Raw genomic sequence first — 12,167 nt, 5'->3', positions numbered from 1 at the left:
CCGCTCACTGAATTGTCGACGGTGGGCGCAAACGGCGCAAGACGGCGCTGTGTATCAGATAAGTGGAGGTAAACCTCCGAGGGCTAAGAGGTGGAGCACGTACAATCAACCCCATGACCTCGTCGGATAAGCCACACCTTGACGGTTCACAACCCCGGCGCCGCGATGCCAGGCAGAACCGTGAGCGCCTCCTCACGGAGGCGCGCGCGCTTTTTGCAACCAACGGTGTTGATGCCTCCCTGGAGGAAGTCGCCCGTCGCGCCGGCGTTGGCGTCGCAACGCTCTACCGCAATTTCCCCGCTCGTGACGATCTCATCCACGCACTCTACGAACTGGCGCTCGCCGAACTGTTGACCGCCAAGGACGAGATCGTGGCTGCGCCCTCCGCCTGGGACGGCATCGTCGTCTTCATGGAGCGTGTCTCAGAGTGGCTCGTTGCCGACCCATCGCTGCCCCCGATTTTGCAGCGGATGGCGGCGATCGATCCCGCGTATCGGCCAGCGGTCGCATTCGAGTCAACGATCAAGCCTCTGGTCGCCCAGGCCAAGCGCGATGGTGACCTGAGGCCGGAGGCCGACAGCGTTGACCTCACCGTGCTCATCACCATGGTCGGGTCGCTCGGCCCGGCAGGCACCGACTATGCGGGGCAGTGGCGCCGGCAGCTGTCGATCGTGATCGATGGTTTGCGCGCGGTGGACGCGAAGCGGTCGAAGCTCCCCGGGCGTCCGCTGCACGTCAGCGACGTCAACTCGTCAGAGCGTGGGAATTCACGGCGCGCTCGCCGCGGCACGCAGAAGAACGCGGACGCCGACACCGCTCGTTGAGTGAGGAACGCGGCTCGGAGAGTGGCTCGAACTCCAGGGTGGGGGTGCGGTTGTCGAACTGTTCGCAGACCGTCCCTGGATGCGGGGAGAACGTAATTCCGAGATTGCGTTGCTGCGTGAATATGCCTAGAGACGAGTGGTGCGGGCCTTGACTGCCGAGTAGACGTTGTCAGCTAGCGGAAAAGGATCACAGAGTGGAACCGGTGCATGTGTCGGAGAGGCGCAAGCGAGTCGCGGCAACAACGATTGTCAATGCGAAGGTATTCGACGGGACGACGTTGCAGGACTGGACGTCGGTGCGGTTCGTTGACGGCCTGATAACCGAGTGCTCGGCGGTCTCGGCCGCCCAAGAAGGCGACGACGTGATCGACGCGGGTGGTGGGACGGTGCTTCCCGGTCTGATCGACGCGCACGTGCACCTCGTTCCTGGCGCCCTAGCGCAATCGTTGACCTTCGGCGTAACCACCGTTCTCGATATGTTCAGCAAACCCGACATGGTGGCCAGGGCCAAAGAGCATGCCAGCTCCAGACCAGACGTGGCCGATGTGCGTTCGTCGGGTGTCGGTGCCACCGCGCCCGGCGGGCACCCGTCAGTGATGTATGCCCCGTTTCCGACGTTGACCGCCGCTGTCCAGGCCGAGCAATTTGTGGCGGAACGGATCGCGGAAGGCTCGGACTATCTGAAGATCTTCTCCGGTACCGGGGGCCTATGGCCGTCGCTGGATTCCGAAACCATCACGGCGCTGGTCACCGCAGCGCACGCCCGCGGCCTAACCGTCGTCGCGCACGTGAGCTCGATTGCCGGTGTCGAGGAGGTCGTGTCCGCCGGTATCGACGTGCTGGCCCACGTCCCCGCGGACGCCGAGCTGGAAGATCCCCTGGTTCAACGCATTGCCGAGGCCGGAATCGCGGTCGGTCCGACGCTAGCCACCATCGAGAACACCCTCGGCGAACCGGGTGGCAGCGCGGTGGCAGGGGACCCGCGGCTCGCGGAGGCGCTCGGAGACGCGTGGGTGCGCCGGTTGACCTCGGGGGTCTCGGGATTGCCTGGCCGGACGATGCCGCCATACGCGCGGGCCGAGGGCAACGTGCGACGGCTGGTCGATGCGGGGGTCACTCTGCTGGCAGGCACAGACGCTCCAAATCCGGGAACTGTATTCGGAGCAAGCCTGCACCGGGAGCTCGAACTCCTTGTCCGATGCGGCATGAGCCCGGAACGGGCCCTGGCCGCTGCGACAGCCGAACCGGCACGGGTGTTCGGCCTTGCCGACCGAGGACGTATCGCGGCCGGGCAACGTGCGGACCTGATCCTCGTGTCCGGAAACCCGTTGACGGACATCACCGCAACACGCGCGATTGAGCGTGTATGGCGCGCGGGTACAGCCTGCGATCGACGTGCTTTCGTCGCGAGCGCTGCTGAAGCCGAGCAGCTTGACGATTTCGACGCCCAAGTGGCCAAGGCCGTGGCAGCCGTGCGCGAACGCAGATCTAACGTCGACCAGAGCAAGCCGCCTGAACGCTGGTTACGCGGGTCACGAACCCCCCGAATCTAGCCCGCGGCAGCGGGTAACGCCTCGCGCACCCGCCGGAGCCAGGTGGCCTACTCGGCAACAGCGGAGCTAGGCGCTCCTGACCGAAACGCGGTTCGCCCACGGGTCGTCAAAGCTGAGGTTCACGCCATCGTGACGGGTCTGCACGCCGAAGTGCGACATCCGCTCGCCCAGTGCACCGAGGTCATCGGCTGTTGGCACGATGATGTCGACCTCGCCGAGACCGAGTGCCAGCTGGCGCTTGCCTGAGCCCTTGCTATTCCAGGTGTTCATGGCCATGTGGTGGTGGTATCCGCCAGCCGAGACGAACAGCGCCTGGTCGCCCATCGCTGCCGTGGTCTCGAAGCCCAGCTTGTTCACGTAGAACTCGCGGGCGCTCGCGACATCGCCGACAGACAGGTGCACGTGACCGACGACGGCGTTGCCGCTTGAGGGGTTGGTGATGCCGTCATCTGTGATGTGCTCCTGGATGAACCCGTTCGGGTCGAGGTAGAGCGTGGCCATCTCGACCTGGCCGTGGGCCCAGCTCCAGCTGCTGCGCTCGCGGTCCCAATACAGCTCGATACCGTTGCCCTCAGGGTCGGTGAAGTAGAAGGCCTGGCTCACCAGGTGGTCGGCGCTGCCGGTGAAGGTGCCCGGGAATTTCGTGGCGACCGAGTAGACGGCGGCGGCGAGCTGCGCCTGGGTGTCGAAGAGGATCGCGGTGTGGAACAGGCCAGCCGCGCGGGGCTCAGGGGACGCCAGCTCTGGGGCGTGCTGCAGGATCACGATGGGAGTGGTGCCGCGGCCGAGCACGGCGACCGGGCCGTCGTGGCTGAGCAGGGACAGCGTGACAGCATCGCGGTAGTACGCGATCATGGCGTCGAGGTTGCCGACGCGCAGGGTCACGGCTCCCATCCCGGTGTCGGCGGCAAGAAGGTCTGAAGTTGAATGAGTCACATCTGGGTAAACATAGTTGAAGGATCAACTATTCCGCTGGGGCGCCTAAAAATCGAAAGTCGCCCATTAGCGACAAGCCGAAGCGACGCCTAGGCGGAGGTCAGGCGTTCGAGCAGCTCGCGGTAGCGGGCAGCGGTGCGCTCGACGATGTCGGCGGGAAGAACGGGCGGGGTGCCGGTCTGGTCCCAGTGTGCCGATAGCCAGTCGCGCACGATCTGCTTGTCGAAGCTGGCCATCCGCTCTTCTGGTGTGGTGCCGGCTGCCCAGGCCGCTGCGTCCCAGTAGCGGCTCGAATCGCTGGTGAGCACCTCGTCGCCGAGGGTGAGCTGGCCGGTCTCCCGGTTTGCGCCGAACTCGAACTTGGTGTCGGCCAGGATCACGCCAGAGCGCTCTGCGATAGCGGATGCCGTGGCGAAGATTGACAGCGACGCGTCGCGGAGGGCGGTGGCGGTCGCCTCACCCACCAGCTCGATGGTGCGCTCGAACGAGATGTTCTCGTCGTGCTCCCCCAGCGGCGCTTTCCAGGCCGGGGTGAAGATGGGTTCTGGCAGGCGGTCGCCGTTCTGCAGTCCGGCGGGCAGCGGGATGCCGCACACCGTCTGGCTGGCCTGGTATTCCTTCCAGCCAGAGCCCGTGAGGTAGCCGCGCACGACGCACTCGATCGGATACATGTCGAGGTTCGTGCAGAGCATGGCGCGTCCGGCGACGGCGGCCGGGATCAGGCTCGTGCCCTCGTTCTGCAGGGTGTGGTCTGCCGCCAGGTGGTTCGGGACATCGCTGAGCTGGTCGAACCACCACAGGCTGAGCGTGGTGAGCAGCTCGCCTTTGCCGGGGATGCCAGGCTCAACGGCGAAGTCGAAGGCGCTGACGCGGTCACTGGCCACGACCAGCAAGCGCTCAGCGGCGGTGAGGTCGGTAGCGGCATCCGGAATATAGAGGTCGCGCACCTTGCCGGAGTACGCGCGCTTCCAACCGGGGAGCGTCGTGACCTCAGCCCCTGCGGAGGACACAGAGGCGCCGGATGCGACGGATGTGCCGATCTCAGCGGCGTCAACGCGCGCCGCGATATCGGTGCGGAATTGGGCACCCTCAAGGGTGATTTTCGCCAGGGCTTCGTAGGCACGGGCCCGCGCCTCAGTGAAGGTCTCGCCGACGGCGACGACGTTGAGAACTCGGCCGCCCGTCGCCAGCAGGTCATCGCCTGAACGCTGGGTCGCGGCGTGCGCGACGGTGACACCGGCAATGCTGGTTGCAGCGTCGAGGCCTGTGATCGGGCGGCCGGTGACGGGAGTTCCTGGGTAATTCTCGCTGGCGAGAACGACGGTCACCGCGACATCCGGTGCAAAGACCGGGCGCGGCTGGGACGCGAGATCGCCGATGGATGCGGCCAGCAATAGCTCAGACAACGGGGTGACCAGGCGGGGGAGCACAACCTGCGTCTCCGGGTCGCCAAAGCGAGCGTTGAACTCGATGACGCGGATGCCGGCCTCTGTGAGGATCAGCCCGCAGTAGAGCAGGCCGATGAACGGGGTGCCCTCGCGCTCGAGCTGGCGCACGGTCGGCACCGCGATGGTGGCGCTGACCTCGTCGACGAATGCCGTCTCGCTGCCGAATTCGGCGTCGAGCCAGGGCAGCGGGGAGTATGCGCCCATGCCACCGGTGTTCGGGCCGGCGTCGCCGTTGCCGAGGCGCTTGTAGTCCTGGGCGGGGGAGAGCGGGAGCACGTTGTGTCCGTCGGCGAGGAAGAACAGCGACACTTCCTGGCCGTCGAGGAATTCCTCGACCAGCACGCTGCCGTGCTCGAGCCAATACGCGGCGTGGGCGTGGGCTGCGGCGTGGTCCTCCGTGACGAGCACTCCCTTGCCGGCGGCCAGACCATCGGCCTTGACCACGTATGGCGCGCCGAATTCGGCGAGGGCGGCATCCGCTTCGGCCAGGGTGCCGGCGCGCACTGCGCGACCGGTGGGAACCTCGGCGTCATCCATGATGCGCTTGGCGAACGTCTTGCTGCCTTCGAGGGCCGCTGCTGCCTTGCCTGGCCCGAAGACTGGGATGCCGCGGGTGCGAAGGGCATCGGCGACACCGGCGACGAGGGGCGCCTCTGGGCCGATGACGACGAGATCGACGGCGTTCTCGATGGCGTAGTTGGTGACGGCGTCAGGGTCGTTCGCGTCGAGGGCGACGACCGGAACATCGGCTGCGATGCCGGCATTGCCGGGCGCGGCCGTGATCTCGTGTGCTGCCTCCTCTGCCAGGAGCGCGGTGATGATGGCGTGCTCGCGGGCACCGGAACCTAGGACCAGAATTCTCACCGGTTCAGGCTAGCGGATGAAGCGTGGTGCGTTGGAGGGTCGCCAACCTCGTTGCTCACCTCGTTGCTCGACCGGCAGGAGAAACGGGCAGACTGGAGACATGGCACGAGCACGCATTGATGACGCCCCCGGCATGGCAGCGGTGCGGGCGTGGTCGGCAGATGCCGCCGCTGCGAGCCGCGACGTTCGCGCGCTGGCCGTTCGCTACACGCTGCAGCTGCTCGCCGAACGCGCAGAGGGCAACACCGTCGAGGTGCGCGTACCGCCGTTCGGCGCAACGCAGTGCATCGAGGGCCCCCGGCACACCCGCGGCACACCGCCCAACGTCGTCGAGACGGATGCCGCCACCTGGCTCGCGCTCGCGACAGGCTCGCTCAGCTGGGCCGACGGCCTGGCAACCGGGCTGATTCACGCGTCGGGTCAGCGAGCCGACCTCACCGGATACGTTCCGATCGTCTGAGCGACGCTCTTCGCCGTCCATTACCAATACGGACCGAAATCAACCGATGATGGCTGCGACCTCGTCGTAGCTGGGCATTGAGCTGGTCGCACCTGCTCGGGTGACAGCTACGGATGACGCGACGGTCGCCCAGCGCACGGCCTCGATCATGTCCGACTCGCGGATGGTTGACGCTCGCGCGGCATCCACTGCACCGGCATCCGCTGCCAGCCGAGCGACAAGCGCGCCGACGAAGGTGTCGCCTGCCGCCGTGGTGTCGACGGCCTTCACCGGCCGGGCCGGAGCGAGCCCCAGCACCGTACCGTCGTGCGCGACCACGGATCCCTCAGCGCCCAGGGTCACGATCGCCCAGGTCTTGTCGGCGCTCAGTACTTCGGCCGCGCGAACCGGGTCGGCCTCTCCGGTCAACTCGATCGCTTCGATCTGGTTGGGCACGACGAGGTCAACCGAGGAGAGGAAGCCGTCTGGGAGCGGCATGACGGGCGCCGGGGTGAGCACAGTGAAGACGCCGGCGGCCTTGGCAACGGCGATCGCCTCGACCAGTACCGACAGCGGCAGTTCGCACTGCATCACCAGGAAAGCTGCCTTCTCGATGGTGGCGCGTTGCTCATCGGTCAGAGCCGTCACCGCGAGGTTCGCACCGGAGACCACGACGATGGAGTTCTCGCCGGAGTCGACAACGGAGATGTGCGCCGTGCCGGTGGGCGCAGCTGCGGTGGCCAGACCCGACGTGCCGAGGCCCTCGTGCGTGAGCAGTTCGCGCAGCTCTGTGCCATAGGCATCGTGACCAACGGCGCCGAGAAACTCAACGGTTCCGCCCATCCGTGCGGCGGCGACCGCCTGGTTCAGGCCCTTGCCTCCGGGCACTGTCGTGAAGTTGGTGCCGAACATCGTCTCACCCGGTTTGGGGAGGCGGGGCTGGCGTACGACGAGGTCCATGTTGGCGCTTCCGAGCACTGCGATTGTGTTCACATACCCAGTCTCCCATCGGCATGGCCTGTGAGTTGGCTCCGATGGGGATCGGCCGCGAAGCGCCATGAGAGAATAGCAACGTGAGCTCTTCAGAACAGCCTGACCGCCCCGCAGTTGCAGTAGTTCCGAGTACCGTCGAGAAGGTTCTTGACGAGTCGACGGTCACCGTGCGCCGTTCACCGAAATACACGAATTTCATGATCCTCGGCGTCATCGCCGGACTGATTGCGGCGTTCATTCTCACTCTGGCTTTCCCGGAGAATCCCAAGTTCGACCGCGTGCAGGTCTTCGGCTTCCTGCTCCTCGTGTGCCTGGCCATCGGCATCGCCCTTGGCTGTGTCACCGCACTCGTGCTTGGTCGCATCGTCGGCCGCAAGGCGACAACAGTCGTTGTCGATCGAGTGGGCGTGCAGGCACCCACGTACGAGACCCCGGATGCCGCATCCGCAACACCCGCACCACCCGCGTCATCTGCTTCACCAGATTCCCCCGTTTCCAACGAGAAATCACAGTAAAGGAGCAGCTTCTTGCCCAATGGCGACGGACTGTTAAACCACGATCTCCTCCCAGGTGAAAAGGGGCCACAGGATGCCTGTGGCGTCTTTGGTGTCTGGGCCCCCGGCGAGGAGGTGGCAAAGCTCAGCTACTTCGGGCTTTACGCGCTGCAGCACCGCGGCCAGGAATCGGCCGGCATCGCCACGAGCGATGGCGACAAGATCCTCATCTACAAAGACATGGGCCTCGTCTCGCAGGTCTTCAACGAGAGCGCGCTCAGCACCCTCCTTGGCCACATCGCCGTCGGTCACACGCGCTACTCGACCACCGGATCATCGAGTTGGCAGAACGCCCAGCCCACCCTTGGCCGCACGGCCAGCGGCACGGTTGCGCTCGGCCACAACGGAAACCTCACCAACACCGCAGAGCTCATGCAGCTCGTTCACGAGCGCTATCCAGAAGCGGATGGCGAACTCTCACGCGGCAACACCACCGACACCGCTGTCGTGACGGCACTGCTCACCGGTGACCTCGACCACACCCTCGAAGCCACCGCGCTCGAGGTTCTGCCACGCCTTCGCGGCGCGTACTGCCTCGTCTTCATGGACGAGACCACGCTGTATGCGGCCCGCGACCCGCAGGGTGTTCGCCCGCTGGTGCTCGGACGCCTCGAACGCGGCTGGGTCGTCGCCTCCGAAACTGCTGCTCTCGACATCGTCGGTGCCAGCTTCGTGCGCGAGGTTGAGCCTGGGGAGCTCATCACCATCGACGAAGATGGTCTGCGCAGCCAGCGATTCGCCGAGTCCAAGCCGGCCGGTTGCGTCTTCGAATACGTCTACCTCGCACGTCCTGACACCACGATCGCCGGTCGTGGTGTGCACGAGGCCAGGGTTGAGATGGGACGCAAACTGGCGGCCGAACATCCGGTCGATGCCGACCTCGTCATTCCGACGCCGGAATCGGGAACTCCGGCGGCCATCGGCTATGCGCAGGCATCCGGAATTCCGTTCGGCCAGGGTCTCGTCAAGAACTCCTACGTCGGGCGCACCTTCATCCAGCCGTCTGAGACCATCCGCCAGCGCGGTATCAAGCTCAAGCTGAACCCGCTGAAAGAGGTCATCAAGGGCAAGCGGCTGATCGTCGTCGACGACTCCATCGTGCGTGGAAACACCCAGCGCGCCCTCGTCAGCATGTTGCGGGAGGCCGGTGCCGCCGAGGTGCACGTGCGCATCTCCAGCCCGCCCATCACCTGGCCATGCTTCTATGGCATCGACTTCGCCACGCGCGCCGAACTCATCGCCACCGGCCTCGGTGTCGACGAGGTACGTCAGGCGATCGGCGCCGACTCGCTCGGCTACTTGTCAGAAGACGGCATGATCGAGTCGACGGAGCAGCCGCGCGAGCGCCTCTGCACGGCCTGCTTCACGGGCAAGTACCCCATTCCGCTGCCGGACACCCAGCACCTCGGCAAGAACCTCCTCGAACGCCAGCCGACATCCAACGGATGCGACCCAGGCCCAGACGCAGAGTTCGAGAGCCTCATCGCGGTGGACAAGCCCCTCGAACCCGCACTCAACCAGCAGGGTAAGCCTTCATTCGGAGACCCGGGAAGACAAGAATGAGCAACGCTACGTATGCCGCCGCCGGAGTCGACACCACGGCGGGTGACCTGGCCGTTGAATTGATGAAGGCCGCTGTCTCACGCACGCACGGACCAGAGGTGCAGGGAGGTTTCGGCGGATTCGCCGGACTCTACGATGTCTCCTTCCTCACTGAGTTCAAGCGTCCGCTGCTGGCCACCTCAACCGACGGCGTCGGCACGAAGGTCGCCATCGCGCAGGCCATCGACAAGCACGACACCATTGGACAGGACCTCGTCGGCATGGTCGTCGACGACATCATCGTCGTCGGCGCGCGCCCGCTGTTCATGACCGACTACATCGCCTGCGGCAAGGTCGTGCCTGAGCGCATCGCCTCCATCGTTGAAGGCATCGCGACCGCCTGTGCCGCGACGGGCACCGCACTCGTCGGTGGAGAGACCGCAGAACACCCAGGCCTCCTCGGCCCCGATGACTACGACGTAGCGGGTGCCGCAACGGGTGTCGTCGAAGCAGACCAGGTTCTCGGCGCCGAGCGCGTGCAGCACGGTGACGTCGTCATCGCCATGGAATCCTCCGGCCTGCACTCGAACGGTTACTCGCTCGTTCGTCACATCCTGGCCGGGCGTGGCATTGGCTACACCGACACGTCGGCAGAGCTCGGCGGCATGGTCGGCGAGGTTCTCCTCACTCCGACCCGCCTCTACACCGCGCCTCTTCTCGGTGTGCTCACCGACCCTGAACTCGCTGGCGCAGTGCACTCGCTCAGCCACGTCACCGGCGGCGGCATCGCGGCGAACCTCGCGCGCGTGCTCCCGTTCGGCTCCTGGGTTGAGGTCGACCGCTCTACGTGGTCGCCAGCCCCGGTGTTCCGCGTGCTCAGCGACATGGCCGGCTCCACCCTCGAAAGCTCTGAAGGCACCTGGAACCTCGGCGTCGGCATGTTCGCCGTCGTGTCAGCGGATGCCGTCTCCTCTGTCATCGCTCGCCTGGCGACCGATGGCATCCCAGCCTGGGTCGTCGGTCGGGTGTCGACCGCGCCGCACGATGCGACCGGCTTCGAGCAGGGTGCCAAGGGTGTGAACGGCGGCGCCGTGCGCCTCGTCGGCTCGTACGCGAACTAGGGCCTCGCGCCTCGCGCCTCGCGCTTCGCGGACTTTTGACGCGCTTTACTCGCAAGAAATTGACCCAAAGCAGCAGTTTTGGGTCGATTTCTTGCGAGCGGATGCTTTCCGGGTGCCCGAAGGTCGGCTCGCGGGGTCTCGAGACGCTCGCTGGCGCTCGCTCCTCGACCAGCGGAGGGCGCGCTCAGCCCGTGAGCGGCCTCATCGACCAACGGGCATAACGAAAGCCCCCGAGTGATCGGGGGCTTTTCGTTGTGCCGATGTCACAGACATGCGGTGAGAGCGGCGGGTTTTTCCGTCGCTCAAGTTCGCTCTGAGCTCTCACGACTCGCAGCTGATGATTCAGTGCTGTGAGCGATCCGGCGAAGAACTACGCGCGCTTTTGTTCGTCCTCGGTTGCGTAGTGATCGACGTATTCGTCGGCCTCGTTCGCGGGGTCGCCGTCGTATTCCGGCCACTTGGCCAGATCTTCGTCTAGACGCGGGTCATCATTCGCATGACCCGTGAGTTCGCGCTCAAGCGCGTTGTAGTTGGTGTCGGGACTGAAATACTTGAGCTCCCGAGCGACCTTGGTGTGCTTTGCTTTTTGACGGCCGCGCCCCATGCGAGACCCCCTTACGATGCCAGGCCGAGTGAGCGATGAGTCACCCGGGATTTACCGAACAGACAGAGTGAAAACTAGCCGCTAGTTTAGCATGGTGGGCCTGATGCCCCGCCGACGTGCCTCACAGGCATTACTGGTGAAATGCTGACGTGCCCGAAGGCATGCTGTAAAGCCCAAGGCACGACCGTGGAGATGGGGAGCGATGGCTAACGATGCGACTGTGCCGGTCGTACTCATCGGTGCCGGGCAGGCCGGACTCTCTGTGGCCTACTATCTTCGTAAGTTCGACCTCGTCGCCGGTCGCGACTTCGTTATCTTCGATCGGGGTCCTGACGCCGGTGGCGCCTGGCAGCACCGCTGGGAAGCGCTCCGGCTGGGAACTGCGCACAAGGTCAATGATCTGCCGGGTATGCAGGACCTGGGCGTAAGCTTCCAGACCGCCGACAAAGCCCTGCCTGCGCGGGACGTCGTCGCTGACTACTACCGGCGCTATGAGGAACACTACGAGCTTGGCGTTGTTCGTCCGACGACGGTGACGTCGGTGTTCAATCGGCGGGCAGACCTCGTGGTGCAGACCAACTCAGTAGACCATGGCATCCGCGAGACCGTCGCCGGACTCGTCGTGAACGCGTCGGGAACCTGGGGATCCCCTTTCATCCCCTATTACCCCGGCGCGCACACCTTTGCCGGCCGGCACGTGCACACCGCGAGCTACCGATCGGCAGAGGATTTTGCTGGCCAGCAGGTCGTTGTGGTCGGAGGCGGCACCTCCGCCATCGGCTTCATGCTGGAACTCGAGGGCGTGGCCGCCGGGCTCACCTGGACGTCGCGTCGCCCCATCGACTGGGTGCACACCGAAGAACTCGACCTGGAGGGCGCATCGGCCGCCGTGGCGATGCAAGACGAAGCCGCCCGCACGGGCCGTGCGCTGCCGAGCATCGTCAGCGGCACAGGGGTTCCCGTCAGCCGCCGAATTTCGGCCGGCATCGAGCGGGGGCTGCTGGACGCCAAGCCGATCTTCGCGGCCATCGAGCCGGGCGGCGTGCGCTGGAGCGACGGCACTTTTTCCCCAGCGGATGCCATCATCTGGGCCTCCGGATTCCGACCGGAGCTCCGCCACCTCTCCTCGCTGAAACTGCGGGAGAAGGCGGGCGGGTTGACTGTCGGTTCTGGCGCATCGTGGTCGGATCCACGCATATTCCTGGCCGGCTATGGACCGCAGGCGAGCACGATCGCGGCCAGTCGTGCCGGGCGAATCATCGCCAGGCAGGTCATGGCGCTGCTCTGAA

11 protein-coding genes are annotated in these 12,167 nt (G+C 65.6%); 7 read left to right on the top strand and 4 right to left on the bottom strand.

The features are described 5' to 3' along the window. Positions 1-113: 113 nt before the first annotated feature. Positions 114-824: a TetR/AcrR family transcriptional regulator gene (locus AC25Z0_RS10035; RefSeq protein WP_488133077.1), complete on the top strand. Its 711-nt coding sequence runs from the start codon at positions 114-116 to the stop codon at positions 822-824. A 194-nt stretch (positions 825-1,018) separates the two neighbouring features. Continuing rightward, the gene (locus AC25Z0_RS10030) at positions 1,019-2,377 is read left to right on the top strand and encodes an amidohydrolase family protein (protein WP_488133076.1); all 1,359 of its coding nucleotides are present in this window, start codon (positions 1,019-1,021) and stop codon (positions 2,375-2,377) included. A 66-nt stretch (positions 2,378-2,443) separates the two neighbouring features. On the opposite strand, the gene AC25Z0_RS10025 is transcribed toward AC25Z0_RS10030, so the two are convergent. Beyond that, positions 2,444-3,271: a VOC family protein gene (locus tag AC25Z0_RS10025; protein ID WP_488133136.1), complete on the bottom strand. Its 828-nt coding sequence runs from the start codon at positions 3,269-3,271 to the stop codon at positions 2,444-2,446. Between the two features lie 131 nt (positions 3,272-3,402). Beyond that, on the bottom strand, positions 3,403-5,625 hold the full coding sequence (gene purD, locus AC25Z0_RS10020) for a phosphoribosylamine--glycine ligase (RefSeq protein ID WP_488133075.1): 2,223 nt from the start codon (positions 5,623-5,625) through the stop codon (positions 3,403-3,405). 100 nt (positions 5,626-5,725) lie between these two features. Between purD and AC25Z0_RS10015 the strand changes: the two genes are divergently transcribed. Continuing rightward, positions 5,726-6,085, top strand: coding sequence for a sterol carrier family protein (locus AC25Z0_RS10015; RefSeq protein WP_488120340.1), 360 nt, complete (start codon positions 5,726-5,728; stop codon positions 6,083-6,085). A 39-nt stretch (positions 6,086-6,124) separates the two neighbouring features. Here the strand turns inward: AC25Z0_RS10015 and AC25Z0_RS10010 are convergent, their stop codons facing one another. Continuing rightward, positions 6,125-7,057: a ribokinase gene (locus AC25Z0_RS10010; RefSeq protein ID WP_488133074.1), complete on the bottom strand. Its 933-nt coding sequence runs from the start codon at positions 7,055-7,057 to the stop codon at positions 6,125-6,127. An 80-nt stretch (positions 7,058-7,137) separates the two neighbouring features. On the opposite strand from AC25Z0_RS10010, the gene AC25Z0_RS10005 reads away from it, so the two are divergent. Genes AC25Z0_RS10005 through purM form a run of 3 tightly spaced genes read left to right on the top strand, consistent with a single transcriptional unit; the run spans position 7,138 to position 10,274 of the window. Next, positions 7,138-7,572 (top strand): hypothetical protein, encoded by a 435-nt coding sequence (locus AC25Z0_RS10005; RefSeq protein ID WP_488120342.1) that lies wholly within the window; start codon positions 7,138-7,140, stop codon positions 7,570-7,572. Positions 7,573-7,584: 12 nt separating this feature from the next. Then, a complete protein-coding gene (gene purF, locus AC25Z0_RS10000; protein ID WP_488120343.1) occupies positions 7,585-9,174 on the top strand; it encodes an amidophosphoribosyltransferase in 1,590 nt (529 codons plus the stop codon). After that, on the top strand, positions 9,171-10,274 hold the full coding sequence (gene purM / locus AC25Z0_RS09995; RefSeq protein WP_488133073.1) for a phosphoribosylformylglycinamidine cyclo-ligase: 1,104 nt from the start codon (positions 9,171-9,173) through the stop codon (positions 10,272-10,274). Before purF ends, purM begins: the two co-directional genes overlap by 4 nt. Before the next feature lie 370 nt (positions 10,275-10,644). On the opposite strand, the gene AC25Z0_RS09990 is transcribed toward purM, so the two are convergent. Next, on the bottom strand, positions 10,645-10,878 hold the full coding sequence (locus tag AC25Z0_RS09990) for a DUF3073 domain-containing protein (protein WP_488120345.1): 234 nt from the start codon (positions 10,876-10,878) through the stop codon (positions 10,645-10,647). A 202-nt stretch (positions 10,879-11,080) separates the two neighbouring features. Here AC25Z0_RS09990 and AC25Z0_RS09985 point away from each other — a divergent pair, with 202 nt between their 5' ends. Continuing rightward, entirely contained in the window at positions 11,081-12,166 is a 1,086-nt protein-coding gene (locus tag AC25Z0_RS09985; protein WP_488120346.1) for an NAD(P)-binding domain-containing protein, read from the top strand. Position 12,167 lies beyond the last annotated feature (1 nt).

The organism is Leifsonia sp. Y862, assembly GCF_057669585.1.
This window is presented reverse-complemented; position numbering and strand designations above follow the sequence as displayed.